The following is a 25,779-nucleotide window of genomic DNA, read 5'->3' on the forward strand; positions in this document are numbered from 1 at the left end:
GCGCGCCCCGCGTGCCGCCGCCGTCTTACCCCGTTTCTATATACTGACTGTCAACACCCATCAGTTAAATGATCTGGGGGAGACATGACCGATCTGTCCACGCCGCAGCGTGCCGACAGCCACGAGCTGCCCACGCGCCGGCGCTTGCGCTTCGTCACCGCCGCCGCGCTGTTCGACGGCCACGATGCGTCGATCAACATCATGCGGCGCATCCTGCAGGCGAGCGGCGTCGAGGTGATCCACCTCGGCCACAACCGCTCCGTCGCCGAAGTCGCGACCGCAGCGCTCAACGAGGACGCTGACGGCGTCGCCGTGTCGAGCTACCAGGGCGGTCACAACGAATACTTCCGCTACCTCGTCGAGATGCTGCGTGCGCGCGGCGGCGAGCGCATCAAGGTGTTCGGCGGCGGCGGCGGGGTGATCGTCTCCGAGGAAATTGCCGCGCTCGAACGCGATGGCGTCGAAAAAATCTACTCGCCGCACGACGGCCAGCGGCTCGGCCTGCAAGGCATGATCGACGACATGATCGCCCGCTGCGTCGAAGGCGCGCGCGCGGCCGAGGCGGCGCGGCCGGCGCCGGTGCGCGAATGGCTCGCCGAGCTGGCCGCGCAGTCGTCATCGCGTCGCGGTGATGCCGTCGCGTCGCACGCCGGCACGGCGCCTGGTTCACAGCCGGCCGATCCCGACGCGCCGATCTTCCGCCGCCTCGCGCAGTTGATCAGCGCGTTCGAAACGAACACCGTCGACGCCGCCGCCCGCGACCAGCTAGCGACGCTCGCGCAGGCGACGCGGATCCCCGTGCTCGGCATCACCGGCACCGGCGGCGCGGGCAAGTCGTCGTTGACCGACGAGCTGATCCGCCGCTTCCGGCTCGAGCACGGCGACACGCTGAGCATCGCCGTGCTCGCGATCGATCCATCGCGCCGCAAATCCGGCGGCGCGCTGCTCGGTGACCGCATCCGCATGAACGCGATCGGCGATTGGGGCGGCGGCGCTCGCGTCTACATGCGCTCGATGGCGACGCGCGAGGCATCGAGCGAAATCTCCGACGCGCTGCCCGCTGCGCTGATGCTGTGCAAGGTTGCGGGCTTCGATCTGATCATCGTCGAGACGTCGGGGATCGGGCAAGGCGACGCGGCGATCGTGCCGTTCGTCGACGAATCGCTGTACGTGATGACGCCGGAGTTCGGCGCCGCGAGCCAGCTCGAGAAGATCGACATGCTCGACTTCGCGAGCTTCGTCGCCATCAACAAGTTCGATCGCAAGGGTGCGCAGGATGCGCTGCGCGATGTCGCGAAGCAGGTGCAGCGCAACCGCGCGGACTTCGCGACACCGCCCGGCGCGATGCCGGTGTTCGGCACGATCGCGTCGCGCTTCAACGACGACGGCGTGACCGCGCTGTACCGGCACATCGCCGATGCGTTGCGCACACACGGCCTGCGCGAGGGCAGCGCACGGCTCAGCGCGCCCGCCGGTCTGCGCTTTTCGAGCAACCTGCATGCGATCGTGCCGCCCGCGCGCGTGCGCTATCTGGCCGACATCGCGCTGACGGTGCGCGGCTATCGCGAGCGGGCCGATGCGCAGGCGCACATCGCGCGCGAGCGCTGGCAACTCGTCGAGACGCGCCGCATGCTCGGCGAGGCGGGCGGCGACGCAGCGGCGCTCGACGCGCTGATCGACCAACGCAGCGCCGCGCTCGGCGAGCGCGAACGCAAGCTGCTCGACGCGTGGCCGCAAACGGTGACAGCTTATTCCGGCGATGAACACGTAGTGCGCATCCGCGAGCGCGAAATCCGCACCGCGCTGACGGTAACGACGCTGTCCGGCTCCGAAGTGCGCAAAGTATCGCTGCCCAAATTCGTCGATCAAGGCGAGATCCTGCGCTGGCTGATGCTCGACAATTTGCCCGGCTATTTCCCATTCACGGCCGGGGTGTTTCCGTTTCGCCGCGAGAACGAGGACCCGACGCGCATGTTCGCGGGCGAGGGCGATCCGCAGCGCACCAATCGCCGCTTCAAGCTGCTGTCGGAAGGCATGCCGGCCAGGCGGCTATCCACTGCGTTCGACTCGGTGACGCTGTACGGCGAGGAGCCGCACGAGCGCCCGGATATCTACGGCAAGGTCGGCAATTCGGGCGTGTCGGTCGCGACGCTCGACGACATGAAGACGCTCTACGACGGCTTCGACCTGTGTTCGCCGGAAACGTCGGTGTCGATGACGATCAACGGCCCCGCGCCGACGATCCTCGCGATGTTCTTCAACGTCGCGATCGACCAGCAGATAGCGCGCAAGGAAACGGAGCAAGGCCGTCCGCTGACCGAAGCCGAACTCGCCGCGACGCGCCGCGCCGCGCTCGAAAACGTGCGCGGTACCGTGCAGGCGGACATCCTGAAGGAAGACCAGGGGCAGAACACCTGCATCTTCTCGACCGAATTCAGCCTGAAGGTGATGGGCGACATCCAGGCGTATTTCGTCGAACACAACGTGCGCAATTTCTATTCGGTGTCGATCTCCGGCTATCACATCGCCGAGGCCGGCGCGAACCCGATCTCGCAACTCGCGTACACGCTCGCGAACGGCTTCACGTACGTGGAGGCGTATCTTGCGCGCGGCATGTCGATCGATGACTTCGCGCCGAATCTGTCGTTCTTCTTCTCGAACGGCATGGACCCGGAGTACACGGTGCTTGGCCGCGTCGCGCGACGCATCTGGGCGATCGCGATGCGCGAGCGCTATGGCGCGAACGAGCGCAGCCAGAAGCTCAAGTATCACGTGCAGACGTCGGGCCGCAGCCTGCACGCGCAGGAGATCGATTTCAACGATATCCGCACGACGCTGCAGGCGCTGATCGCGATCTACGACAACTGCAACTCGCTGCACACCAATGCGTTCGATGAAGCGATCACGACGCCGACCGAGGAATCGGTCCGTCGCGCGGTCGCAATCCAGCTGATCATCAATCGCGAATGGGGGCTCGCGAAGAACCAGAATCCGAATCAGGGCAGCTTCGTCATCGACGAGTTGACCGATCTGGTCGAGGAAGCGGTGCTCGCCGAGTTCGAGCGGCTGACCGAGCGAGGCGGCGTGCTCGGCGCGATGGAAACCGGCTATCAGCGCGGTCGGATCCAGGACGAGTCGATGCTGTACGAGCATCGCAAGCATGATGGCTCGTATCCGATCGTCGGCGTGAACACGTTCCTGAGCGCGCATCCGCATGAAGCGCCACGGCCGATCGTGCTGGCGCGCTCCACCGATGCGGAAAAGCGGAGCCAGCTACGGCGGCTGCGCGACTTCCAGACGCGCCACCGCGACGCGGCGCCTGAAGCGCTCGAACGCCTGAAGCGCGCGGTGATCGACGACGGCAACGTCTTCGCGGTGCTGATGGGCGTGGTGCGCGTGTGTTCGCTCGGACAGATCACCCACGCGCTCTTTGAAGTGGGCGGGCAGTACCGGCGCAATATGTAGGACGCGGCGGCGGGCCAGCCCGCCGCGTTCGATGCCTCAACGCCCGATGCCGAGGCGCGCCTTCGCGTCGTCGTACTCCTTCTTCAGACGCTGGACGAGTTCGGCGACGTCCGGCACGTCGTCCATCAGGCCGACGCCCTGGCCCGCGCCCCAGATGTCCCTCCACGCCTTCGCTTTGTCGCTGCCGAAGTTCATCTTGGTCTTGTCCGATTCGGGCAGCGCGTCCGGGTCGAGCCCCGCGTTCAGAATGCTCTCGCGGATGTAGTTGCCGTGCACGCCCGTGAAGAGGTTCGTGTAGATGATGTCCGCGGACTTCGAGTTGATGATCGCCTGCTTGTAGGCGTCGACCGCGTGCGCTTCTTTTGTCGCGATGAAGCGTGTGCCCATGTACGCGAGGTCCGCGCCCATCGCCTGCGCCGCGAGGATCGATCCGCCGTTGGCGATCGAGCCCGACAGCACGATCGGGCCGTCGAAAATGCGCCGCACCTCGCCGACCAGCGCGAACGGCGAGGTGGTGCCGGCATGGCCGCCTGCACCCGACGCGACGAGGATCAGCCCGTCGACCCCGGCCTCCAGCGCTTTCTGCGCGTGACGCAGATTGATCACATCGTGCAGCACGATGCCGCCATAGCTATGCACTGCATCGACGATCTCGCGCGCCGGCGCGCGCAGGCTCGTGATGAAAATCGGCACCTTGTGCTCGACGCACACGCGCACGTCGTGTTCGAGGCGCGCATTCGACTGATGGACGATCTGATTGACCGCAATCGGCCCGATGACTGCATCCGGGTTCGCGGCCTTGTGCTCGGCGAGCTGCGCCTGGATCTGCGTGAGCCACTCGTCGAGCAGCTCGGCCGGGCGCGCGTTGAGGGCCGGGAACGAGCCGACGATGCCGGCCTTGCACTGCGCCAGCACGAGTTCGGGATAGCTGACGATGAACATCGGCGAAGCGACGACGGGCAGCGCGAGGTTTTGCAGAACGGCAGGCAGTGCCATGGTGCGAGTCTCCAAATTGGGCCAACCGGAGCGACTTACGCCCGGCCTTTAATGAGTTTAGCGGCACACGGCTTGCGGCACGCCGCAGCCGCTCCAAAATTTAAGAACGATCGTTCGATTATAGGCGAAGCGCGCGACCCGCGCTTGGCAGGCCCGTTTGGAACGGTTCGAAGGAGTATTCAGGTTCCATGCTTGCGTGGGCTATCCCACCGCGCACGGACCTCCCGGCCTTCTACAATGCACAGACCCCAAACGACCAACGAGACGTCATGGCCTTCGAGAATTTCACGCCCTTTCGCGTCGCCGTGGGCGATGTCGATATTTTCGGAGTGAAGGGCGGCGCCGGGCCGCCTCTGCTGCTGCTGCACGGCCATCCGCAATCGCATCTGATCTGGGAGCGCTGCGCCGCGCCGCTCGCGAAGCACTTCACGGTGATCGCGACCGATCTGCGCGGCTACGGCGCATCAGGCAAACCGCCCAGCGATGCCGCGCACACGCCTTATTCGAAACGCGTAATGGCCGCCGACCAGGTCGCGGTGATGCGCCACTTCGGCTTCGAGCGCTTCCTCGTCTGCGCGCACGATCGCGGCGCGCGCGTCGCGCACCGGATGGCGCTCGATCACGCCGACGCGGTCGAGCGTCTGATGCTGCTCGATATCGCGCCGACGCTCGCGATGTACGAAGCCACCGACCGCACGTTCGCGACGCATTACTTCCACTGGTTCTTCCTGATCCAGCCCGAACCGCTGCCCGAAACGCTGATCGGCGCGAATCCGGCCGCCTATGTCGACGCGGTGATGGGCGGGCGTCACGCGGGCCTTGCACCGTTCGACCCCGCCGCGCTCGACGCCTATCGTGCGGCGCTCGCGCAACCCGGCGCCGTGCATGCGATGTGCGAGGACTACCGCGCGTCGGCCAGCATCGACCTCGAGTACGACCGCGCGGATATCGAGCGCGGCAACAAGATCGGCTGTCCGCTGCGTGTGCTGTGGGGCGACAAGGGCGTGATCGAAAAATGCTTCGATGCGCCCGCCGAATGGCGTCACGTCGCGCGCGACGTGAGCGGCCGCGCGCTGTCGTGCGGACACTATCTGCCCGAGGAAGCGCCGGACGAGCTGGTCGCCGAGATGCTGTCGTTTTTCGAAGCGGTCGAACAATAAACGATGGGCCGCCTTGCGCGGCCTTCGTTTGACCTTCCCTAGCCGAGCGGCGGCAGCCGCCGCGCAACCGGCGTCGACTTGACGATCGCGGTGCTGGTCTCCGCGCGCTCGGTCACTTTCGACAGGATCTCGTCGAGCTGCTCGATCGAATGCAGGTATAGGCGGCAAATGAAGCAATCGTCGCCGGTCACCTTGTCGCATTCGACGAACTCCGGAATACGGCGGATCACATCCTCCACCAGATGCAGCTGGCCCGGCAGCGGCTTCACGCGCACGATCGCCTGCAGCGTGAAGCCGAGCGCGCGAGGATCGATCTGCACCGTGAAGCGCTCGATCACGCCCTGCGCTTCGAGTCGTCGCACCCGCTCGGCCGTGCTCGGCGCCGATAAACCGACGACGCGCGCGAGTTCGCTGACCGGCTGGCGCGCGTCCTGCGCGAGCGCGGCAAGCAGCGCGCGGTCGGTGTCGTCGAGTGCGACCGGCGCAATCGATGCAAGGCGTTTGCTCATGATGGCCTTCGTTTACGAGGTGAAAACGCGGTAACGCTTAAGTTTAGCCATGTATTCGCGCGGGCGGATTAATTACACTGCCAAGCATGCAGTCATCAATCCGGAATCGAATCATGGCTTCGAACAAGGCTTCAGCAACGACCGCAAGCGCTACGTCGAGCGACATCCGCCGCGGCGCGGCGGAGATGAGCATCGCAATGCTGATGTCGGGCACGATCGGCTGGCCCGTCGTCTCGTCGCAGCAAAGTCCTTTTAACGTGGTGTTTTTCCGCTGCATCTTCGGCGGCGCGACGCTCGCACTCGTGTGCGCCGTGCTTGGCCTGTTTCGCCGCAAGTTGTTCTCGTGGAAGATGCTCGGTCTCGCTCTGCTCGGCGGCGCGACGCTCGTCGCGAACTGGGTATTGCTGTTCGCCGCGTATTCGCGTGCGTCGATCTCGATGGCGACAGCCGTCTACAACACGCAGCCGTTCATGCTGGTCGCGCTCGGCGCGCTGGTGTTTCGCGAGCGCATCAGCGCATCGACGCTCGCGTGGCTCGTCGTCGCGTTCGTCGGCCTCGTGCTCGTCGTGAAGGTCGAGCCGGCGGTGCTTGCGGTGCCGGGGCAGTATCTGATCGGCGTCGCCTATGCGGTCGGCGCGGCGGCGATGTATGCGGTGTCGTCGATCATCACGAAGCGATTGAAGGGCACGCCACCGCATCTGCTTGCGCTGATCCAGGTGGCGCTCGGCGTGCTGTTGCTCGCGCCGTTCGTGCGCTTCGACGCGTTGCCGGCAAGCGGCGCGCAGTGGCTCGAACTGGTCGTGCTCGGCGTCGTCCATACCGGTCTCATGTACGTGCTGCTGTATGGCGCGATCCAGAAGCTGCCGACGTCGATGACGGGCGCGCTGTCGTTCATCTATCCGGTCGTCGCGATCATCGTCGATCGCATTGCGTTCGGACAGACGCTCGCGTGGATCCAGGTGCTCGGTGCCGCGCTGATTCTGCTGGCGGCGGCGGGCGTCAACCTCGGATGGCGGATCGTGCCGCAGAAGAAGTGCTTATCGTCCACGTGATGTCGAAGGGACGTTCGATCGGAAATTGCTACGGATTCCAGAGTAAAGTGTGGGCATTCAAGCGCCTAACGCCGCTTGACGAAACATCACGTAATTTTCTGTAGGGAAATCACCGATGCGTTGCGAAAATCCGCACGCGTATCATTGATCGCGACGCTGATCACGTCCACACAGATGTTGCGCCGCTCGCTTCGTCGAGCGGCTTTCTTTTTTGTATGTTCAACGCCGCGCGAAAATGCGCGCGCCGTCCACTTCGAGCGGTCCACCGTTCGCAGCCAACTCCCCGATCATTCCCTTCAGCAACGCGGGCCATTCGCCGCGCGGCTTGAGCATCGACGCGGCAGCGCGCATCACGGCCGCGTCGTCGAGCATGCGTTGCAGCGTGTCGACATTCATCTCGCGGACTTCGAGCAGCTTGAATACGATTAGCACCTTGAGCGCGTTCCTTGCGTTGCGCGCGGGATCGGCGCGCAACCAGGCGACGCGCGACATCGCGCGTTCGAGCGCCGAATCGACCTGCGTGAACGGCGCGCCGTGGCCGGGGATGACGACCCGCACGTCGAGTGTCGCGATCATGTCGAGCACGGCCTGCTGCTCGGCGAAGCCGCTTTCGCCTTCGAGTTCGGGAAAGATCACGCCAAAGCCGTTTTCCCACAGCGCGTCCGCGCTGATCAGCAAGCGTTCGTCCGCGCAATAGAGCATCAGTGAATGCGGATCGTGGCCGGGCGCGCCGAGTACCTGCCAGTCGAGCGCGCCTAGCCGCAAGTGCGCGCCGGGCGCAAGCGTGCCGGTGAAGCAGAAGCGCTCGCAGGTTTGACCCGTCGCGCGAAACGTGAGGCGCGTTTCATCCCAGGTGCGCACGGCATCGCCTTCGGCGTCGGGGATCAGGGTGCGGCACGGCCATGCGGCCTGCAACAGCGCGTTGCCGCCACAATGATCCGAATGCAGATGCGTGTTGACGATCAGATCGAGCGGCCGCGTGTGCAATGCATTGCGTACCAGTGCGACCGTTTGCGATGCGTGCGTCGCATAACCGGTATCGACGAGCGCGGCGCACGTGTCGTCGACGAGCAGCACATTGTTCGACGACAGCCAGCCGCGCTCGAAAACCTGGATCGACGCGGGCAGCGCGATCATGGCGTGGCCGTTTTCGCTTGCGCGTGCACGACTGCGTCGGGTTTCGGCATGACGAGGATCGTCGACGTGCCGGTCAACATCAGCTCGCCGCGCTGATTGACCACCGAGCCTTCGAGATAGGTCAGATCGCCATTCAGACTCGGCTTCCAGTGAGCGTCGCGCACGCGCCACGTGATCGTAAGCGTGTCGTGCGCCTGCACCGCCTGCTTGAGCTTGATGTCGAATTCGAGGCCGAGTGGCTGCGCATAGGTCGAGAAATGCGTCGCGAGCAGCGCCATGAAATACGCGGTGGGCTGCGTGCCCGACGCGATCAAACCGCCAAAGCGGCTTTGCGCGGCATACGCTTCGTCGTGATGTAGCGGGTTCTGATCGTGGACGAGCGTCGCGAATGATTTGATCGAATCCACCGACAACTCGAGCGTCGAGTGGAACGTCTCACCGGGCGTCACGATGCGCGGCGCGGCGTTCATTGGTTCTCCTTCGTGTTCGATGTTAGGTGCCTCGCCATGTGCTGCGCGTGACGCGCTTCGATCGCATCCCACACCGCGCGTTTCGCGTCGTCGTCGAACGTCGACCAGCCGGCGATTTCGTCGATCGTGCGCAGGCATCCTTCGCACCAGCCCGTCGACGCATCCATCCTGCACACGCTAATGCACGGTGACGGCACGGAACCGTCGTGGTTCCTGTCGGCGTAGTCGTTGCTGCTCGTCATCGTGTTCAGGCCGGCTCGCGCAACGCGACATCGACGACCGGTGCGCCCGTCAGGGCGATCAGTTCCTGCGCGGTCAGATTGAACACCGCGTGCGGATGACCGGCGGCGGCCCACAGACTCTGTAGCTCGAGCAGATCGGCATCGATCAGCGTGACCGGCTCGGTGGCGTGTCCGACCGGGCACACGCCACCGATCGCATAGCCGGTTTTTTCGCGCACGAATTTCGCGTCCGCGCGGCCGATCTCGCCGACCTGTGCGGCCACTTTCTTTTCATCGACGCGATTCGCTCCGCTCGCGATCACCAGCACTGGCGCGTCGTCTTCGCGGCGCCGGAACAGGATCGACTTCGCGATCTGCGCGACCGAGCAGCCGAGTCCGGCGGCCGCTTCGGCGGAAGTCTTGCCGGTTTCCGGCAGCATCACGATTCGCCCCGCGTGACCGCGTTCGCGCAGCAGCAGCGCGACGCGGCGTGCCGAGTCGGGCAACGCGGCGAGATCGTCGGAGTCGAAGGATGCGAGGTTGTTCATCGTTGGGGATCCTGAATGAAAATGGATGGAGCGTTTATACGCAGGTATTCGCTTCGCTGCGCGCCTTCGCGAGCAACGCCTTGCCGGCGCGCGACACGTTGGGCCGGCCGATCGCGCTCGAAATGAAGTCGCCGATTTCGACCACTTGCGCGAGATCGATGCCTGTCTCGATGCCGAGGCCGTTCATCAGATACAGCACGTCTTCAGTCGCGACGTTGCCGGTTGCGCCTTTCGCATATGGGCAGCCGCCGAGCCCCGCGACCGACGCATGAAAAATTTCGACGCCTTCGAGCAGCGCCGCGTAGATGTTCGCGAGCGCCTGGCCGTATGTATCGTGGAAGTGTCCCGACAGATGCTCGCGCGGAAACACTTCGGTCACCGCCTCGAACACTTCGCGGGTGCGCTTCGGCGTGCCGACGCCTATCGTGTCGGCGATGTCGATCTCGTCGCAGCCGAGCGCCGCGAAGCGCTTCACGACGTCGACGACTGACTCGACCGGCACCTCGCCCTGGTACGGGCAGCCGAGCGCGCACGAGACGCTGCCGCGAATCCGCAGGCCATGTTCTTTCGCCGCTGCGGTAACCGGCGCAAAGCGCTCGATGCTCTCCGCGATGCTGCAGTTGATGTTCTTCTGCGAGAACGCCTCGCTCGCCGCGCCGAAGATCACGATCTCGTCGGCGCGCGCGGCGAGCGCGCCTTCGAAGCCGCGCAGGTTCGGCGTCAGCACTGAGTAGATGGTGCCCGCGCGGCGCTCGATGGCGGCCATCACGTCGGCGCCGTCGGCCATCTGCGGCACCCATTTCGGCGAGACGAACGAGGCCGCTTCGACGTTCTGAAAGCCGGCCGACGCCAGACGGTTGATCAGCTCGATCTTGGTCGCGGTCGGCACGAATTCCTTCTCGTTCTGCAGCCCGTCGCGCGGACCGACTTCGACGATTTTCACTTGTTTCGGTAAGGCCATGATGTGTCTCCGATCCCATGCGGTTGATCGCTGTCCCATCGAGGATGGGTGCTGCCGCGTTGCTGCAATTCAATTCAGCCCGCGCGCCAACGACGCGCGCGAGCGCGGGTTTCACTCAGTAGCCGCGCTCCAGCTGCACGGCGCCGCTCACCTGCTCACCGCGCATCAGCGCTTCGATCTTGCGCGCGACCTGCGCGACGCTATCCGCGCGCAACGTCAGCGCCGACGTATGCGGCGTGATCGTGATGCGCGGCTCGCGCCAGAACGGATGATCGGCGGGCAGCGGCTCGTTGCGAAACACGTCGAGCGTCGCGGCTGCGAGCTGGCCGCTCGCGAGCGCAGCGAGCAGATCCGCTTCGACCAGATGCGCGCCGCGCGCGACGTTGATCAGATACGCGCCGCGCGCGAGCTTCGCGAAAACTCGTGCATTCAGCACACTTTCGGTGTCGGGCGTATGCGGCAGCAGATTGACGAGCACCTTCACGCCGTCGAGAAACGTGTCGAACTGCGCGTCGCCGGCGAACGTCGCGATGCCGTCGATCTGCTTCGCGCTGCGGCTGTAACCGCGCACCGGCAAGCCGAACGAAGCGAGCGTTTGCGCGACCTGCGTGCCGAGCACGCCGAGTCCGAGCACGCCCACCGTGAACGTCGCGCGCGGATGCGGTTCGAGCACTTTCCAGCGGCGCTCGCCTTGCAGCATCTGATATTCGTCGAAGCGACGCAGATAGCGCAGCACCGCGTGCGTCACGTACTCGGTCATCTGCGCGCCCATGCCGGTATCTTCGAGGCGAATCAACGGCACCTCGGGCGGCAACGTGCCCGGGTGCGCGCGTTCGAGAGCGAGAATCGCATCGACGCCCGCGCCGAGATTGAAGATCGCGCGCAGCGTATGGCGGCCGGCCAGCATCTCGGGCGGCGGACGCCAGACCACCGCGAAATCGGCTGGGGCAGTGTCGCCGGGCTGCCATTCGCGCAGCTCGGCCGCGGGCAGTGCGCGCGCGAAGTCGTCCAGCCACGCGGCGGCTTCGGTATGCGGTGCGTAGAAAAGGATTTTCATGCGATCCGGAATGCGTCGGCGTTGATGTGAGCATGCGGGCAGTGGACCCGGACCGCGCCACGGCAATGGGACGACGCGTGCGGCATCGGGTCTCCTCCCGTTATGGATAGGCTTCATTCTACGTTTTCGACGCCAATCGCGCGCATACCATCGCATTTCCTCGTTTGACCCATAACGAAAGCACAAAAACTTGGTTCGTCGACGCGCAACACAGCGGGACAATGATTGCCCGAATTCCGTTCGCAGCGAGGCACGCACATGCTTTCATGCACCCGATCGAATTGGCCGCCACGGCTCGTCACCGTTCCCGGCCTGCACGGCAGCGAAGGCGCGCATTGGCAGACATGGCTGGAGCGGCAGTTCGCGCGCTCGCTGCGAGTCGAGCAGGCCAACTGGGATGCGCCCGATCTCACGCTATGGGCGAAGTCGTTGCGCGATCTGCTCGCGCGCGAACGCGGCCCGTTCGTGCTGGCCGCGCATAGCTTCGGCTGCCTCGCGACCGCGCATGCGTTGCAGCAGGGCACGCTCACGAGCGACGTGGCCGGCGTGCTGTTCGTCGCGCCCGCGAGTCCGCGCAAGTTCGCGTTCGCGGGGCCGTTCGACGCGCGACGTCTGGGCGTGCCGTCGATCCTGATCGGCAGCGAAACCGATCCGTGGATGACGCTCGGCGACGCGCGCGATCTCGCGCAGCGCTTCGGCAGCGCGTTCGTCAATCTTGGCGACGCGGGACATATCAATACGGCGGCGGGCTTCGGGCCGTGGCCGCGCGCAAAATATTTCATCGATACGCTCGTGCATTGCGCGGCGCCGTTGCGCTTTCGCGATGAGGCGATCGAAGCCGCGCAGCATGCGCTCGTGTGAGCGCCCGGCGGCGCCGCGCGCAAGGTAAGCAATCCGTTAGAATCCCGCTTCACGCCGCGCAAGCGCGGCTACAGGTTTTTATCATCGACAGGCGGGGACACAATGAAGGGCAACACGGGGACATCGCGCTGGCTTGCGGCTTGCATCACGGTTATTTCGCTCGGGTTCGGCGTCGTCTCGACGGCGCACGCGGACACGTCGCTTCTGAACGTGTCGTATGACGTGACGCGCGAACTGTACAAGGACATCAACGCGAGCTTCATCGCGGCATACCAGCAGAAGAGCGGTGAGACGGTGTCGGTGCGGCAGTCGCATGGCGCGTCGAGCGCGCAGGCGCTGTCGGTGCTGCAGGGTTTGCAGGCCGACGTGGTAACGATGAACCAGCCGAACGACATCGACCTGCTCGCCGAAAAGGGCCACCTGGTCCCCGCGAACTGGCGTGCGCGGCTGCCTGACGACAGCGCGCCGTATACGACGACGATGGTGTTCCTCGTGCACAAGGGCAACCCGAAGCACATCAAGGACTGGGACGATCTCGCGAAGCCCGGCATCCAGGCGGTGATTGCGAATCCGAAGACTTCGGGCAACGGACGCTATACGTATCTCGCCGCGTGGGGTTATCGGAAGCAGCACGGCGGCACCGATGCACAGGCGCTCGACTTCGTGAAGGCGATCTTCCGCAACGTGCCGGTGCTCGATACCGGCGGCCGCGGCGCGACGACGACGTTTACGCAGCGCGACATCGGCGATGTGCTCGTCACGTTCGAGAACGAAGTGTCGCTGATCAACACGGGTGTCGGCGCGGGCAGCTATGAAGCGGTCTATCCATCGGTGAGTTTGCTCGCGGCACCGCCGGTGTCGATCGTCGATAAGGTCGTCGACAAGCGTGGCACGCGCAAGCAAGCGCAGGCGTATCTCGACTATCTGTGGTCGCCGGCCGCGCAGGAGATCATCGCGCAGCATCATCTGCGTCCGCGCGACAAGAACGTGCTCGCGAAGCACGCGGCCGAGTTCAAGCCGATCAAGACGTTTACGGTCGAGGAGATGTTCGGTAGCTGGCAAAAGGCGCAAGACACGCACTTCTCCGATGGGGGGACGTTCGATCAGATTATTGTGGACCGGAAGTAGAGTCGAAGTTTTGCTTCGGAAGGAGCTTCGTGACGTTGCGGGGGCATGACTTTGTTCATGCCCCGCCTGGTCCTGCCGCGGACCTGGCCTCAGATCTTTTAGAGGCGTTTGCTCGAGTAGCCGATATAGCCGCCGACTATCGAGCTCACGGATGCCAGCGCGGACCAGAGAAGCAGAAAGGTGTTTTCTGCTGTACGAGAAGTGTCGAAGAGACTTCCTTTACCGTGCAGCAGAAAAGCACCGTACAGGTAGAGCCCGAGCCACGACAATAGGGTGCCGCTAACTGCTCCCAGCGTGACGCCGACGAGTATCCTTGGAAGGCTCATTTCACAGGAAAGAACAGAACCGTTTTTGAATTTCGAAAGTCCGACCAGATACCTGGAATGACAATGTTCCAGCTGATTCTGAGTCCGGTGCCGAAACCCGTCAGCTTGTTGCCGTTCCATAGATCGATGTGACCGCCGCTTGTACTACCAGTCGAATCGGTGTCCCGACTCCAGTACCCGTCAAACATGACGATGCCGGTGCGGCCTTTGACTTTAGTAACCCAATCGGCTCCGGTAATGTCCTCCGGTTTTCCGATTCCGGCAATTGGCTGAAGCTTTAGCCACTCGCCAAGTTCATTGGCTCGTGTTGCTGTTACTTTTCCGTCGAGCATGATACGCCCAATGCTGGGCTGTCCACCAAGCGGTCTGATCAGCCTTGATGAAAACGACTTCATCGGGACGCCGGCACGATGGAAAGTCACACTCATGCGAATTGCGCACTGGTCGGGATAGTCGAGATTATCGTACGGATCGTGTGACGGATAGTTGTCCCACAGTTGCTGGAATGTGACGGCATTCAACTGGATCGACTTGCTGGAGCCTGGCGTCGGATTGGTTCTGACTACGGTGCTTCTGTTCGGCATTAGCCAGAGCCTCCCACCTGTTTTGCTAGCGCTTCGTCGCCCCAATATACGGTGTACTCGGCGGCGCTTGCGCCACTTGCGATGCGTGGCAATCTACCGCTAGCGTCGAGGCGACCGAACTCTATGCGTCCGTCTGCGGTTTCCATGTAATACGGGTAGCCAGGAAGCTGGACACCCATCACGCTTGCGCAGACCTGTTCGTCAAATACGAGCGTAGTCGGAGATGATGTAGCCGCCGTAGATGTAGCCGCCGTAGATGCGGCGATACGTCGGCTATCCGACGGGCCATGATCAGTTTCGATGAAGACACCTGGATGACTGCCCACGATCACCCGGTTTTTGCCACACGGACATAGCACTCGATCGCCGTCGAGAACGACAGCCCGGCCTTTTTCGGACATGCTCTTGCCGGTGCCGAATAGCTTGAACGCGCCCTCGCAGGTGCCGCATGTCGCTTCGTCTCCGCTAAGGGCTACCTTTTTGCCTTTGTCGGAGATCTTCGACGAGTAGGCTATGACGAATCCGTGAGTCGTGGTTGGGTCACCATGCCGTACCGCTGCCTTACGCATTTACGCTCTCCCGACGGGCTCAGGCGAGTCATCCTACAGGTGCCAGGGCATTTCTAAAATCAGACTGATTGCGACAATTCTGAATTTGACGAGATTTGCAATTGAATCTGTTCCTTGAACTGGTGAGCAACGCTTCGCCATAAAAGCACCCCGAAGATTGGATCAATGTCCAACTTTCGGGGTGCAATTTAGTCGCTGCGCAGCGACGCAGCCATTTTTATTCGCGCTGGCGCAGCGCATGCGACTGAGCGGTTCGTCGGCTCAGTTCGTCACTGCATGATCCCCATGCCCACACCCATGCTCGCACCCACTCTGCTCAACCGGCATCTGCTGCGCGGCTTCAGCGCGAATGCCCAGACGCGCGAGCAGCTTGCGGTCCGCTTCCGCCTGCGGGTTGCTCGTGGTCAGCAACTGATCGCCATAGAAGATCGAATTCGCGCCGGCGAGGAAGCACATCGCCTGCAATGCTTCGTCCATCTGCTCGCGGCCGGCCGATAGACGCACCATCGCGCGCGGCATCGTGATGCGCGCGATCGCGATCGTGCGCACGAATTCGAATGGATCGATCGCTTCGGTGCCGGTCAGCGGCGTGCCTTGCACCTGTACCAGATTGTTGATCGGCACCGATTCCGGATACGGCTCCATGTTCGCGAGCTGCGCGATCAGCCCTGCGCGTTCGCGGCGCGACTCGCCCATGCCGACGATGCCGCCGCAGCACACGTTGATGCCGGCATCGCGCACGCGCTCGAGCGTATCGAGACGGTCCTGATACGTGCGCGTCGAAATGATCTGACCGTAGAACTCCGGCGACGTATCGAGGTTATGGTTGTAGTAATCGAGCCCCGCGTCGGCGAGCGCCTTCGCCTGATGATCTTCGAGCATGCCGAGCGTCACGCAGGTTTCGAGGCCCATTGCCTTCACGCCGCGGATCATGTCCTTGATCGGCTCGAGGTGGCGATCCTTCGGATTGCGCCACGCGGCGCCCATGCAGAAGCGCGTCGCGCCGTTCTGCTTTGCGACCTGCGCGGCGGCGAGCACGTCGTCGACGGCCATCAGCTTGTCGGCGGCGAGGCCCGTGTCGTGATGAACCGACTGCGGACAGTACGCGCAATCCTCTTCGCAGCCGCCAGTCTTGATCGACAGCAGCGTCGACAATTGCACCGCGTTCGCGTCGAAATGCTCGCGATGCGTTTGCTGCGCGCGAAACAGCAGGTCGTTGAACGGCAGATCGTACAACGCGACGATATCGGCGACGCGCCAGCGCGCGAGCGGCTTGGCTTCAGTGGCGGCAGCAGCCGGGTTGCTGTTGGTGGCGCTCGCCTCGGCGGTGCTCGCTGCGATGTTCAGTTGTGTCATGTGATCGATCCTCGTGTACGGATGAAATGGGTTCGGCGCTGCGGGGCAGCGCTAGGTCGCGCGCAATTGGCGCAGCGTTTGCAGAAGCCGTCGAATGTCTAGCTGTTCGGCCGCAAGCTCTGGTGAAAGCGGACTCATATGCGGCACGATACCGAGCAGCGGCGCGTCGTATGCGTGCGCGAGATGCGCGCGAATCGACGCGATGTTTTCGTCGGGGAACGTCATGTCCGGATCGATGCGGTTCGCGACCCAGCCCGCGAGCGTGAGACCGCGCGCGGCGATCGCTTCGGCAGTCAGCAGCGCGTGGCTGATGCAGCCGAGCCGCATGCCGACCACCAGCACGACCGGCAGCTTCAGCGCGACGGCGAGATCGGCGGTGTCCTGTGTCGCGGTCAACGGCACGCGAAAGCCGCCGACGCCTTCGACGACGACGACATCGGCGAGCTTCAGCGCCTGGCCGTGGCACGCAACGATGTGCCCGAGATCGAACGAGACGTTTTCCAGCGCGGCCGCGATGTGCGGCGCGGCCGGTTCCTTCAGCAGATACGGCGTGCGCATGGCGGGCGGCAGCGGGACGCTGGACGCAGCATCGAGCTGATCCGCGTCCTCGTTGTGCAGCACGCCGTTCACTTCGAAAGCGCCCGCCGCGATCGGCTTCATCGCAGCCGCTTGCAGGCCTTCGCGCACGAAGCCGCGCAATAGCGCCGACGACACGAACGTCTTGCCGATTTCCGTATCGGTGCCGGTGACGAACAGCGACAGCGCGCCATCATGGTTAATCATGTTGCTCATGCGGCGCGCGCTCCGACCTTTTGCAGGCCGGCTTCGAGCCGGTCGAGATCCGCATCCGAGTGCGCGGCCGACAGCGAAATGCGCAGGCGCGACGTGCCGGTCGGCACGGTCGGCGGACGGATCGCGGGCACCCACAGCCCCGCGCGATCGAGCGATGCGGCGATGTCGAGCGTCGCATCGTTCGCGCCGATGATGAGCGGCTGCACGGCCGTGTGCGAATCGACGGGCAGCCACGGTGTCGCCTTCAGCATCGCGCGCGTGCGCTCGATCAGTTGCCGAAGATGCGCGCGGCGCGCATCGCCTTCCTTGCCACCGATGATCCTCAGGCTCGTCGACACCGCATGTGCGGCCGCCGGCACCGACGCGGTCGTGAAGATATACGGACGCGCGCGCTGCACGAGCCATTCGATCACGGTCGCGTGCGCGACGACGAACGCGCCCGACACGCCGGCCGCCTTGCCGAGCGTGCCGATCGAGATCAGATGCGGCGAGCGCAGCGCGGCTTGCGCGATCGCGCCGCGGCCTTGCGGGCCGAGGACGCCGAAGCCGTGCGCATCGTCGACGATCAGCCACGCGCCGTGCCGCTCCGCGAGTTCGAGAAGACGCGGCAGCGGCGCGATGTCGCCGTCCATGCTGAACACCGTATCGGAGACGATCACCTTGACGTCCGCCTCCGACGCATCGAGCATCGCGCTCAATGCGTCCATGTTGCAGTGCGGATAGATCTGCACGTCGGCGCGCGACAGCCGCGCGCCGTCGATCAGCGAGGCGTGATTGAGCGCGTCGGAGAACAGCGTCGTGCCGCGGCCCGCGAGTGCGGTCAGCGTCGCGAGATTCGCCATATAGCCGGTGCTGAAATACAACGCGCGTGCATCGCCGACGAAGCCGCCGGCAAATTCAGCGAGATCGTCTTCGAGTTGCGCATGTGCGCGTGAATGGCCGCCGAGCAGATGCGAGCCGCCGCTGCCCGCGCCATACAGGCGCGCGCCCTCGGCGATCGCGTCGATCAGTTGCGGATGCGCGGCGAGGCCCAGATAGTCGTTGCTCGCGAAGCCGATGATGTCACGGCCGTCGACCGTCATGTGCGCGGCGCACGGCGTGTCCGCGGTGCGGCGGCGGCGGCGCAGGCCGCGCGCGTCGAGTTCCTTGAGCCCTTCGGCCAGGGTGTCGAGCAGATGCATCAGCGGGCCTCCGCGAGCGTGGCGTCGAAGGTGTCGCGTGTGCGCCCGGCGAGCAGCGCGAGTTCTTCGTCATTGAGAATGTACGGGGGCATCAGGTACACGGTGGTGCCGATCGGGCGCAGCAGGAGTTCGCGTTGCAGGGCGTTTTCGAAGAAGCGGCGCGAGAATGTTCTGGCCTGCTGAGGATCGTCGATCGCTGCATCGAAGGCGAAGATCGTGCCGCGCTGACGCAGATTGCGCACCTGCGCGTGCTTGGCGAGCGGCGCGAGCGCGGCCTTGAGCGTCGCCGATTTGCGTGCGTTGGCGGCGAGCACGTCGTCGCTCGCGAACAGATCGAGCGTCGCGAGCGCCGCGCGGCATGCGAGCGGATTGCCGGTGTATGAGTGCGAATGCAGGAAGCCGCGCGCGGTGTCGTCGTGATAGAAGGCCGCGAAGATTTCGTCGCGCGACAGCACGATCGACAGCGGCAGATAGCCGCCGCTGATGCCTTTCGACAGACACAGGAAGTCCGGCCACACGCCTGCCTGTTCACACGCGAAGAACGTACCGGTGCGGCCGCAGCCGACCGCGATTTCGTCGGCGATCAGATGCACGCCGTACTGGTCGCACAGCGCGCGCAATCCCGCGACGTACGACGCATCGTGCATTGCCATGCCGGCCGCGCATTGTACGAGCGGCTCGACGATCAGTGCGGCGATGCGGTTTGCGCGCGCATCGAACAGCGCGCGCACATTGTCGAGCGCGCGGCGGGCCACGTCGGCGGCGGTTTCGCCCGCTTGCGCGAGCCGTGCATCGGGCGAGGCGACGACGTGCGCGTGACGAATCAGCGGATCGTACGCGTCCTTGAACAGCGCGACGTCGGTCACGCCGAGCGCGCCGATCGTCTCGCCGTGGTAGCTGTTGGCAATGCAGACGAATTCCTGTTTGTCGGCGTAGCCCCGGTTGCGCCAGCTGTGAAAGCTCATCTTCAGCGCGATCTCGACGGCGGACGCGCCATCCGAGGCGAAGAACGCATGGCCGAGCGTGTTGCCGGTCAGTGCGTGCAGACGTTCCGCGAGTTCGACGGCGGGCTCGTGGGTGCAGCCGGCGAGCATCGCGTGTTCGAGGGTATCGAGCTGATCCTTTAGCGCCGCGTTGATGCGCGGGTTCGCGTGACCGAACAGATTGACCCACCACGAGCTGATTGCGTCGAGATAACGATGACCCGCGCGATCGTACAGCCACGCGCCTTGACCACGCGCGACGGGGATCAGCGGCAGACGTTCGTGGTGCTTCATCTGCGTGCACGGATGCCACACCGCGCGCAGACTGCGGGCGACCCAATCCTCATGGGCGACCGGGTGAGCTGCTGATTTTTCCAAAGAGGTACTCCAAGGTGCTTTTTTGCCGCGCACGCGCGAGGGCGGTTTTGAACCCTCTTTGGGAGGGCTTTTTCGCTGTTCCGCAGACTTTTTCCAGTCGCGAAAGACGAGTCTCGGCGAGCGCGCGGGGTCGAGATTAGCGGTTTATTTCGTCGTGCGCATCAGCGACGAGACGGGCGTTTTTCGCGGCGGCGTCGAGGTTTGGCGCTGTTCGGTGCAGCTCGTTCGACTTCGGGATGGAAGATCGCTAATCGACGGAGATAGCGACGTCAAAGTAATGGGCTATTACTGGCGAGAATTTGCGGTGACGAAGTGTTTTTGCGGGCGTGGGGCGCGAACGCAGGTTCACGCGCTCATTCGACGCGAACAAAAAAACCGCTGGCTTTTGGGCTCAGCGGGTAGGTGAACGGTCCGGCGATCAATCCTCGCCGAGTTTTTGCACATCAAAAATGGAAGACTTAACGCGCAAGAAAAAGCCCGCCGATTCGGCGGGCTTGCGGCACATCAGAACCAGGCGCGATTCACGCCTCTATTCGTACTTCACTCCCGGCTCGCAATCGCGCGCCGGCCATCGGCATCGGCATCGGCACCACCCGCATCCGCGGTCTGCGAATTCTGGCTGCCCCACACGACCGCGTTATCGACCGCATACAGCCGGCACGGATCGGAACTCTGCTTCTGGCAATTCGCCACCGCCACCGACATCGGATCGTCGCCGCCCTCGGCCCACGACCACGCGCCCGAATTCGACACCGCGAACGCGCGGCTCGGATACTGATGCAGGAAGTTGCGATAGCCATTGCGGCCTTCGTTGTCGAGGTACGGTACCGCGTCGACCGCGTCGAGCGCGGCGAAGTCGGTCGCCTTCGGCGCGGCCGGATCGGCGACGTGATACTGCACGGCCGTCGGCATACCGGCGCGCGCGAGGAACGCTTCGACGGCCGGCCACCACACGTGCACGCCGTCGCGGTCGCCGACTAGCCGATGCGCGTCGTTCTTGTAGTTGCCGAAGTCGACCATCTTCACGCTCGCGCCGTGCGCGCCATACGCGGTGTACATGCCCGCGACGAGCGGCGCGTTCCACACCGAATCGTTATCGCCGTATAGCCACAGTGACGGCACGTTGGTCTTCTCGCCATACGCGCCGAATGCGCGCGTCAGATTGCCTTGCCAGTCCTCGCAGGCGTCCTGACGCAGGCCGCCCGAGAAATTGATCAGCGCGCGCACGCCGGGTGCCGCTTCGGTGCCGTATGCAATCGTCGCGAGACCGCCATGCGAGGTGCCGGCCACCGCGATGTGCGTGGCGTCGACATAAGGTTGCTTCGACATGTAATCGATCGTCGCGGCAACGTCGCCGGCCTGGCCGAGGCCATTGCGCTCGACGTCGCAGCCGTCCTGCTCGTACACGCCGCCGGAGTGGCCGAAGCCCTGGCGGTTCGGCGCGACGACCACGTAGCCGCGGCGCACGAATTCGCGCGCGAACGGCAACGGGTCGCTGCGTTCCTGCGTGCGCGGGTCGCCCGGGATTTTGCCGTGGTTGAACACGATCATCGGGAACGGGCCGGGACCGTCCGGCTTGTAGATCGTGGTTTCGAGCGTGACCGTGCCGGCGGCGTCGGCCGGCACGCGGATGATCTTTTCGTTCAGGTGCGCCGTGGGCAGATAGGCGTCATCGTCAAGCGCAATACGCGGCACGCGGGCGCGCGACAGAGGTCCCTGGGTGTCGCTGAGCGGCGTCGCGTTCTGTGCCGTAAGAGACGAATAGGCGAGCGGATCGGCGTGCGCGATCGTGACAGCACACGTGGCCGCGGCGCAGATCGCCGCACACTTCGTTAGAACCTTACTCAACACCATTGACGCACCTGCCTGAAAGACCTGTCCTGAACTCCGCGCTGTCCGGTTGTGAAAAACACTGCTGACATTCAGCTTTCAATCGCGTTTTCGACACAAAAAGACTCACTCGCGTACGTTGTGCGGGAAGCGCACGCACGCCAATCGAGATCGCACGGGATAAACCCAACGGCCGACGCGACCCCACGCGCCGAGGATGAGCGTCACTCGATGCTGCCTGAGCCCGCGCGGCCCGCATTCGATCAGCGGCCGGTCAAGCTTCCTGCGCATTTGCGGAGCCGGTACGACCTGCCCTCGCAATGTGACGTCATGAACTACGGACTGATCGTCGCACGACAATTTTGTTTTGTGCAATCAAGGAGAACCCGCGTCGAAAAAATTGCCGCCTGCGCTGACAAGGCTTCAAAGCCTTGCGGTGCAAAGGCTGCAGACGTGTGGCGGGCAGCGGCGAGTAAAGGTCGTGTAAGTGCTGTGGCGCGAGGCCAACAGAAAAAGCCCTCGTGAGAAGACGCAAAAAAAGGGCCCTGTACGAGGGCCTTTGATGAATTTCGCTGTGAGGTGGCGAAAGACGCGAGAAAGTTTCGATGTGTAACGCAGCGATTATTTAATCGCTATCTACTCGTCAATCACTCGTTGACGTCGCCATCGACATAACGCCAGTGGCCATCCTCGCCGCGCAAGAAACGGCTCAATTCATGCATCCGATGCGCACGTCCCCCCACTTTGTAGCGGGCGATGAATTCGACGGTCGCGTGATCAGTATCGCTTTCGGCGAACGCTTTGATCTGTAGTCCGAGCCAACGCGGTGCGCCGGGCGCGGCGGGGTCGGCGTCGAGATCGGTGGGGCAGGTGCGGGCGTCCCACGTCGCGCGCAGGTAGTCGGTTGCACCGAGCACGTACGCGCTATAGCGCGAGCGCATCAGTTCGAGCGCGCGCGGCGCCGCTTCGCCGCCATCGATATAACGGCCGCAACATTGCGCAAAACGCGGCGCTTTGTTTGCGGCGCCCGCGCGTGCGTCGGGCGTGGCGCCGCCGCACGGACAGTCGACAGGTCTTTGCAGTGACAACAATGGCTTGTTCATGAAAATTTCAGTTGAGCGCGCGAGCGATCAGGATCTTCTGGATGTCGCTCGTGCCTTCGTAGATCTGGCACACACGCACGTCGCGGTAAATCCGCTCGACCGGGAAGTCGCTCAGATAACCGTAGCCGCCGTGAATCTGCAAGGCGGCCGAGCAGATGCGCTCGGCCGCTTCGGATGCGAACAGCTTCGCCATCGCGGCTTCGCTCAGACATGGCAGGCCCGCGTCCTTCAGCGAAGCCGCGTGCCAGATCAATTGACGCGCGGCTTCGAGCTGCGTCGCCATGTCGGCGAGACGGAACTGCACCGCCTGGTGCGAGAACAGCGGCGCGCCGAAGCTCTCGCGTTCCTTCGAGTAAGTCAACGCGGCTTCGAACGCGGCGCGCGCCATGCCGACGCTTTGCGCGGCGATGCCGATGCGCCCGCCTTCGAGCCCCGACAGCGCGATCCGGTAGCCTTCGCCTTCCGCGCCGATCAGATTCTCGGCCGGTATGCGGCACTCCTCGAACACGATCTGCGCGGTATCCGACGAATGCTGGCCGAGCTTGTCTTCGACGCGCGCGACCACGTAACCGGGCGTAGCGGTCGGCACGATGAACGCGCTGATGCCGCGCTTGCCGGCGGTCTTGTCGGTGACGGCCATCACGATCGCGACGTCGCCGTTCTTGCCGCTCGTGATGAACTGCTTGACGCCGTTCAGCACGTACGTGTCGCCGTCGCGCGCCGCGGTGGTGCGCAGCGCCGATGCATCCGAGCCCGCTTGCGGTTCGGTCAGGCAGAACGCGCCGAGCATCTCGCCGCGCGCGAGCGGCGTGAGCCAGTCGCGCTTCTGCGCGTCGTTGCCGTAAGTCAGCAGGATGCTGCAGACCGGGCAGTTGTTCACCGAGATCGCGGTCGATGTGCCGCCGTCGCCGGCCGCGATTTCTTCGAGGATCAGCGCGAGCGCGAGCGCATCCATGCCGGCGCCGCCATACGCTTCGGGCACCAGCACGCCATAAGCACCGAGCTCGGCGAGCTGCCGGTGCACATCGCGTGGAAAGGTGCGCTCGCGGTCCCATTGCGCGGCGTATGGCGTGATTGCTTCGCGCACGAAGGTGCGCAGCGCGTCGCGCACCATCAGGTGATCCTGATCAAGCACCATGAACGTCTCCTTACCAGTCGAGCTGCGTGCCGTCGTGCTGGAAGAAGCGGCCGTGGAATTCGTCGCGCGATGCCGCCGCCTGTGCCAGCACCTCGCGCATGCCGGCGACGCTGTGCGCGGGGTCGAGCGCGGCCTGCGCGCCGCCCATGTCGGTGCGCACCCAGCCCGGATGCAGCGACACGCAGGTCGCGCGCTGCGCATCGAGCGACGCAAGCTTTAGCACGTCGTTCAATGCCGCCTTGCTCGCGCGATACAGCCAGCCGGTCGTGCCGCTCGCATCGGCGATGCTGCCCATGCGGCTCGAAATCACCGCGAGCACGCCGTCCGTTTCCTCGACGAGCGGCAGCAGGATCGGCAGCAATTGCATCGGGCCGCGCACGTTCGTGTGCATCACGTGATCGAAGTCCTCGGCGGTGATCGTCTCGATGCCTTCGGTGCGCGGGCCATACACGCCCGACACCAGGATTGCCGCATCGAGCCGTTCGCCGTCGAGCTTCCAGCCGAGCGCCGCGATCTCTTCGGGCGCGGTGACGTCGAGCGCGAAGGTTTCGGCGCCGAGTTCGTTGAGCGCGTCGAGCGCGGCGCCGTCGCGCGCGGTCGCGAGCACGCGCCAGCCGCTCTTCCTGTACTGCCGGACGAATTCCTGGCCGATGCCGCGTGACGCACCGATAATCAACACTGTTTTCATCGTATTCCTCGAAGTTTTTGGGGATGTGTCAGATCAGTTCGATACCCATCGCGGTCGCCTCGCCGCCACCGATACACAGCGACGCGACACCGCGTTTCAGACCGCGCTTTCTGAGCGCGCCGATCAGCGTAACGAGAATGCGCGCGCCCGAGGCGCCGATCGGATGGCCAAGCGCGCAGGCGCCGCCGTTCACGTTGACCTTGTCGTGCGGCAAATCGTGCTCTCTCATCGCGGCCATTGTGACGACCGCGAACGCTTCGTTGATCTCGTACAGATCGACGTCGCCGGCGCGCCAGCCGTTTTTCCCGAGCAGCTTGCGGATCGCGCCGACCGGTGCGGTGGTGAATTTCGCGGGCTCCTGCGCGAACGTCGAATGACCGACGACGCGCGCCAGCGGCGTCACGCCGAGCCGTTTCGCGGTCGACTCGCGCATCATCACGAGCGCGGCGGCGCCGTCCGAGATCGACGATGAGTTCGCCGCCGTCACGGTGCCGGTCTTGCTGAACGCAGGCTTCAAAGTGGGGATCTTGTCGAGGTTAGCCTTGAATGGCTGCTCGTCGCGTGCGATCGTGACGTCACCTTTGCGGGCCGCTACCGTGACCGGCGCGATCTCCCAGGCAAACGAGCCGTCCTCGTTCGCGCGCTTCGCGCGGTTCAGCGATTCGACCGCGAACGCATCCTGCGCCTCGCGCGTGAAGTCGAACGACGCCGCACACTCCTCGGCGAAGGTGCCCATCAGACGGCCTTTGTCGTAGGCGTCTTCGAGGCCGTCATAGAACATGTGGTCGAGCACCTGGCCGTGGCCCATGCGCATGCCGCCGCGCGCTTTCGGCAGCAGATACGGGGCGTTCGTCATGCTCTCCATGCCGCCCGCGACGATCACGTCGAGCGAGCCCGCGACCAGCATGTCGTGCGCGAACATCGCCGTGCGCATGCCGGAGCCGCACATCTTGTTGACCGTCGTGCAGCCGGTGGCGAGCGGCAGACCCGCGCCGAGCGCTGCCTGGCGCGCGGGCGCCTGGCCGAGGCCGGCAGGCAGGACGCAGCCCATCACCGCTTCGTCGATCTGTTCGGGCTTCAGACCCGCGCGCTCGACGGCCGCCTTGATCGCGACCGCGCCAAGCTGTGGCGCGGTCAGCGACGCGAAGTCGCCCTGAAAGCCGGCCATCGGCGTGCGCGCCGCGCTGACGATCACGATCGGATCGGATTGGATACCACTGTAGTTTGCGTCACTCATGTTTGAGCTCCTTGGTCATAGCTGGATGGCTACTGTCGCGTGTGGCCTG

The 25,779-nt window shown here is 64.5% G+C and carries 24 protein-coding genes; 5 read left to right on the forward strand and 19 right to left on the reverse strand.

The annotated features are described in order from the left end of the window. The first annotated feature begins 84 nt into the window (after window positions 1-84). Complete coding sequence (icmF, locus tag L0U81_RS00935) at window positions 85-3,465, forward strand: fused isobutyryl-CoA mutase/GTPase IcmF (protein WP_233799730.1); 3,381 nt, start codon at window positions 85-87, stop codon at window positions 3,463-3,465. A 36-nt stretch (window positions 3,466-3,501) separates the two neighbouring features. On the opposite strand, the gene L0U81_RS00940 is transcribed toward icmF, so the two are convergent. Then, window positions 3,502-4,461 carry an NAD(P)H-dependent flavin oxidoreductase gene (locus L0U81_RS00940; RefSeq protein ID WP_233799731.1) on the reverse strand — a complete coding sequence of 320 codons (960 nt, stop codon included), beginning with the start codon at window positions 4,459-4,461 and terminating at the stop codon, window positions 3,502-3,504. A gap of 269 nt (window positions 4,462-4,730) precedes the next feature. Between L0U81_RS00940 and L0U81_RS00945 the strand changes: the two genes are divergently transcribed. Next, the gene (locus L0U81_RS00945; RefSeq protein WP_233799732.1) at window positions 4,731-5,621 is read left to right on the forward strand and encodes an alpha/beta fold hydrolase; all 891 of its coding nucleotides are present in this window, start codon (window positions 4,731-4,733) and stop codon (window positions 5,619-5,621) included. A gap of 38 nt (window positions 5,622-5,659) precedes the next feature. On the opposite strand, the gene L0U81_RS00950 is transcribed toward L0U81_RS00945, so the two are convergent. Next, on the reverse strand, window positions 5,660-6,130 hold the full coding sequence (locus L0U81_RS00950) for an Lrp/AsnC family transcriptional regulator (RefSeq protein WP_008920335.1): 471 nt from the start codon (window positions 6,128-6,130) through the stop codon (window positions 5,660-5,662). Between the two features lie 113 nt (window positions 6,131-6,243). On the opposite strand from L0U81_RS00950, the gene L0U81_RS00955 reads away from it, so the two are divergent. Further along, window positions 6,244-7,182 (forward strand): DMT family transporter, encoded by a 939-nt coding sequence (locus L0U81_RS00955; RefSeq protein ID WP_233799733.1) that lies wholly within the window; start codon window positions 6,244-6,246, stop codon window positions 7,180-7,182. Between the two features lie 219 nt (window positions 7,183-7,401). Here the strand turns inward: L0U81_RS00955 and L0U81_RS00960 are convergent, their stop codons facing one another. The 6 genes from L0U81_RS00960 to L0U81_RS00985 form a co-directional block, all read right to left on the reverse strand. Beyond that, entirely contained in the window at window positions 7,402-8,319 is a 918-nt protein-coding gene (locus tag L0U81_RS00960; protein WP_233799734.1) for an MBL fold metallo-hydrolase, read from the reverse strand. Next, the gene (locus tag L0U81_RS00965) at window positions 8,316-8,789 is read right to left on the reverse strand and encodes a MaoC family dehydratase (RefSeq protein ID WP_233799735.1); all 474 of its coding nucleotides are present in this window, start codon (window positions 8,787-8,789) and stop codon (window positions 8,316-8,318) included. Before L0U81_RS00965 ends, L0U81_RS00960 begins: the two co-directional genes overlap by 4 nt. Further along, entirely contained in the window at window positions 8,786-9,031 is a 246-nt protein-coding gene (locus tag L0U81_RS00970; RefSeq protein ID WP_233799736.1) for a DUF1289 domain-containing protein, read from the reverse strand. The genes L0U81_RS00965 and L0U81_RS00970 overlap by 4 nt, the downstream gene beginning before the upstream one ends. A gap of 5 nt (window positions 9,032-9,036) precedes the next feature. Continuing rightward, the gene (locus L0U81_RS00975) at window positions 9,037-9,558 is read right to left on the reverse strand and encodes a YbaK/EbsC family protein (RefSeq protein WP_233799737.1); all 522 of its coding nucleotides are present in this window, start codon (window positions 9,556-9,558) and stop codon (window positions 9,037-9,039) included. A 34-nt stretch (window positions 9,559-9,592) separates the two neighbouring features. Further along, complete coding sequence (locus tag L0U81_RS00980) at window positions 9,593-10,519, reverse strand: hydroxymethylglutaryl-CoA lyase (protein WP_233799738.1); 927 nt, start codon at window positions 10,517-10,519, stop codon at window positions 9,593-9,595. Between the two features lie 115 nt (window positions 10,520-10,634). Next, a complete protein-coding gene (locus L0U81_RS00985; RefSeq protein WP_233799739.1) occupies window positions 10,635-11,576 on the reverse strand; it encodes a 2-hydroxyacid dehydrogenase in 942 nt (313 codons plus the stop codon). 258 nt (window positions 11,577-11,834) lie between these two features. Here L0U81_RS00985 and L0U81_RS00990 point away from each other — a divergent pair, with 258 nt between their 5' ends. Together L0U81_RS00990 and L0U81_RS00995 are read left to right on the forward strand one after the other, a co-directional pair. Further along, window positions 11,835-12,437, forward strand: coding sequence for an RBBP9/YdeN family alpha/beta hydrolase (locus tag L0U81_RS00990; protein ID WP_233799740.1), 603 nt, complete (start codon window positions 11,835-11,837; stop codon window positions 12,435-12,437). A gap of 102 nt (window positions 12,438-12,539) precedes the next feature. Then, complete coding sequence (locus L0U81_RS00995) at window positions 12,540-13,565, forward strand: sulfate ABC transporter substrate-binding protein (RefSeq protein WP_233799741.1); 1,026 nt, start codon at window positions 12,540-12,542, stop codon at window positions 13,563-13,565. Window positions 13,566-13,887: 322 nt separating this feature from the next. Here the strand turns inward: L0U81_RS00995 and L0U81_RS01000 are convergent, their stop codons facing one another. The 11 genes from L0U81_RS01000 to L0U81_RS01050 form a co-directional block, all read right to left on the reverse strand. Continuing rightward, window positions 13,888-14,475, reverse strand: coding sequence for a type VI secretion system amidase effector protein Tae4 (locus L0U81_RS01000; RefSeq protein WP_233799742.1), 588 nt, complete (start codon window positions 14,473-14,475; stop codon window positions 13,888-13,890). Continuing rightward, window positions 14,475-15,044 carry a PAAR domain-containing protein gene (locus tag L0U81_RS01005; protein ID WP_233799743.1) on the reverse strand — a complete coding sequence of 190 codons (570 nt, stop codon included), beginning with the start codon at window positions 15,042-15,044 and terminating at the stop codon, window positions 14,475-14,477. Before L0U81_RS01005 ends, L0U81_RS01000 begins: the two co-directional genes overlap by 1 nt. A 261-nt stretch (window positions 15,045-15,305) precedes the next feature. Next, on the reverse strand, window positions 15,306-16,400 hold the full coding sequence (gene bioB / locus L0U81_RS01010) for a biotin synthase BioB (protein WP_233799744.1): 1,095 nt from the start codon (window positions 16,398-16,400) through the stop codon (window positions 15,306-15,308). A 51-nt stretch (window positions 16,401-16,451) separates the two neighbouring features. Continuing rightward, the gene (bioD, locus tag L0U81_RS01015; RefSeq protein ID WP_233799745.1) at window positions 16,452-17,192 is read right to left on the reverse strand and encodes a dethiobiotin synthase; all 741 of its coding nucleotides are present in this window, start codon (window positions 17,190-17,192) and stop codon (window positions 16,452-16,454) included. Beyond that, window positions 17,189-18,373 (reverse strand): 8-amino-7-oxononanoate synthase, encoded by a 1,185-nt coding sequence (gene bioF, locus L0U81_RS01020; protein WP_233799746.1) that lies wholly within the window; start codon window positions 18,371-18,373, stop codon window positions 17,189-17,191. The genes bioD and bioF overlap by 4 nt, the downstream gene beginning before the upstream one ends. Further along, complete coding sequence (gene bioA, locus L0U81_RS01025; protein ID WP_233799747.1) at window positions 18,373-19,734, reverse strand: adenosylmethionine--8-amino-7-oxononanoate transaminase; 1,362 nt, start codon at window positions 19,732-19,734, stop codon at window positions 18,373-18,375. Before bioA ends, bioF begins: the two co-directional genes overlap by 1 nt. 540 nt (window positions 19,735-20,274) lie before the next feature. Further along, window positions 20,275-21,588, reverse strand: a complete 1,314-nt coding sequence (locus L0U81_RS01030; protein ID WP_233799748.1) for a dienelactone hydrolase family protein — start codon at window positions 21,586-21,588, stop codon at window positions 20,275-20,277. A gap of 623 nt (window positions 21,589-22,211) precedes the next feature. Then, on the reverse strand, window positions 22,212-22,667 hold the full coding sequence (locus L0U81_RS01035) for a YchJ family protein (protein ID WP_233799749.1): 456 nt from the start codon (window positions 22,665-22,667) through the stop codon (window positions 22,212-22,214). A 7-nt stretch (window positions 22,668-22,674) separates the two neighbouring features. Beyond that, window positions 22,675-23,805: an acyl-CoA dehydrogenase family protein gene (locus L0U81_RS01040; protein WP_233799750.1), complete on the reverse strand. Its 1,131-nt coding sequence runs from the start codon at window positions 23,803-23,805 to the stop codon at window positions 22,675-22,677. A gap of 10 nt (window positions 23,806-23,815) precedes the next feature. Next, window positions 23,816-24,493: an SDR family oxidoreductase gene (locus L0U81_RS01045; RefSeq protein ID WP_233799751.1), complete on the reverse strand. Its 678-nt coding sequence runs from the start codon at window positions 24,491-24,493 to the stop codon at window positions 23,816-23,818. A gap of 28 nt (window positions 24,494-24,521) precedes the next feature. Next, entirely contained in the window at window positions 24,522-25,730 is a 1,209-nt protein-coding gene (locus tag L0U81_RS01050) for an acetyl-CoA C-acetyltransferase (protein WP_233799752.1), read from the reverse strand. Between the last annotated feature and the right edge of the window lie 49 nt (window positions 25,731-25,779).

Source organism: Paraburkholderia sp. HP33-1 (assembly GCF_021390595.1).
GTDB lineage: Bacteria > Pseudomonadota > Gammaproteobacteria > Burkholderiales > Burkholderiaceae > Paraburkholderia.

What these genes read in the sequence shown, in the direction of transcription:
- icmF (WP_233799730.1), top strand. Translation starts at nt 85, where the DNA reads ATGACCGATCTGTCCACGCCGCAGCGTGCCGACAGCCACGAGCTGCCC.
- L0U81_RS00940 (WP_233799731.1), bottom strand. Translation starts at nt 4,461, where the DNA reads ATGGCACTGCCTGCCGTTCTGCAAAACCTCGCGCTGCCCGTCGTCGCT.
- L0U81_RS00945 (WP_233799732.1), top strand. Translation starts at nt 4,731, where the DNA reads ATGGCCTTCGAGAATTTCACGCCCTTTCGCGTCGCCGTGGGCGATGTC.
- L0U81_RS00950 (WP_008920335.1), bottom strand. Translation starts at nt 6,130, where the DNA reads ATGAGCAAACGCCTTGCATCGATTGCGCCGGTCGCACTCGACGACACC.
- L0U81_RS00955 (WP_233799733.1), top strand. Translation starts at nt 6,244, where the DNA reads ATGGCTTCGAACAAGGCTTCAGCAACGACCGCAAGCGCTACGTCGAGC.
- L0U81_RS00960 (WP_233799734.1), bottom strand. Translation starts at nt 8,319, where the DNA reads ATGATCGCGCTGCCCGCGTCGATCCAGGTTTTCGAGCGCGGCTGGCTG.
- L0U81_RS00965 (WP_233799735.1), bottom strand. Translation starts at nt 8,789, where the DNA reads ATGAACGCCGCGCCGCGCATCGTGACGCCCGGTGAGACGTTCCACTCG.
- L0U81_RS00970 (WP_233799736.1), bottom strand. Translation starts at nt 9,031, where the DNA reads ATGACGAGCAGCAACGACTACGCCGACAGGAACCACGACGGTTCCGTG.
- L0U81_RS00975 (WP_233799737.1), bottom strand. Translation starts at nt 9,558, where the DNA reads ATGAACAACCTCGCATCCTTCGACTCCGACGATCTCGCCGCGTTGCCC.
- L0U81_RS00980 (WP_233799738.1), bottom strand. Translation starts at nt 10,519, where the DNA reads ATGGCCTTACCGAAACAAGTGAAAATCGTCGAAGTCGGTCCGCGCGAC.
- L0U81_RS00985 (WP_233799739.1), bottom strand. Translation starts at nt 11,576, where the DNA reads ATGAAAATCCTTTTCTACGCACCGCATACCGAAGCCGCCGCGTGGCTG.
- L0U81_RS00990 (WP_233799740.1), top strand. Translation starts at nt 11,835, where the DNA reads ATGCTTTCATGCACCCGATCGAATTGGCCGCCACGGCTCGTCACCGTT.
- L0U81_RS00995 (WP_233799741.1), top strand. Translation starts at nt 12,540, where the DNA reads ATGAAGGGCAACACGGGGACATCGCGCTGGCTTGCGGCTTGCATCACG.
- L0U81_RS01000 (WP_233799742.1), bottom strand. Translation starts at nt 14,475, where the DNA reads ATGCCGAACAGAAGCACCGTAGTCAGAACCAATCCGACGCCAGGCTCC.
- L0U81_RS01005 (WP_233799743.1), bottom strand. Translation starts at nt 15,044, where the DNA reads ATGCGTAAGGCAGCGGTACGGCATGGTGACCCAACCACGACTCACGGA.
- bioB (WP_233799744.1), bottom strand. Translation starts at nt 16,400, where the DNA reads ATGACACAACTGAACATCGCAGCGAGCACCGCCGAGGCGAGCGCCACC.
- bioD (WP_233799745.1), bottom strand. Translation starts at nt 17,192, where the DNA reads ATGAGCAACATGATTAACCATGATGGCGCGCTGTCGCTGTTCGTCACC.
- bioF (WP_233799746.1), bottom strand. Translation starts at nt 18,373, where the DNA reads ATGCATCTGCTCGACACCCTGGCCGAAGGGCTCAAGGAACTCGACGCG.
- L0U81_RS01030 (WP_233799748.1), bottom strand. Translation starts at nt 21,588, where the DNA reads ATGGTGTTGAGTAAGGTTCTAACGAAGTGTGCGGCGATCTGCGCCGCG.
- L0U81_RS01035 (WP_233799749.1), bottom strand. Translation starts at nt 22,667, where the DNA reads ATGAACAAGCCATTGTTGTCACTGCAAAGACCTGTCGACTGTCCGTGC.
- L0U81_RS01040 (WP_233799750.1), bottom strand. Translation starts at nt 23,805, where the DNA reads ATGGTGCTTGATCAGGATCACCTGATGGTGCGCGACGCGCTGCGCACC.
- L0U81_RS01045 (WP_233799751.1), bottom strand. Translation starts at nt 24,493, where the DNA reads ATGAAAACAGTGTTGATTATCGGTGCGTCACGCGGCATCGGCCAGGAA.
- L0U81_RS01050 (WP_233799752.1), bottom strand. Translation starts at nt 25,730, where the DNA reads ATGAGTGACGCAAACTACAGTGGTATCCAATCCGATCCGATCGTGATC.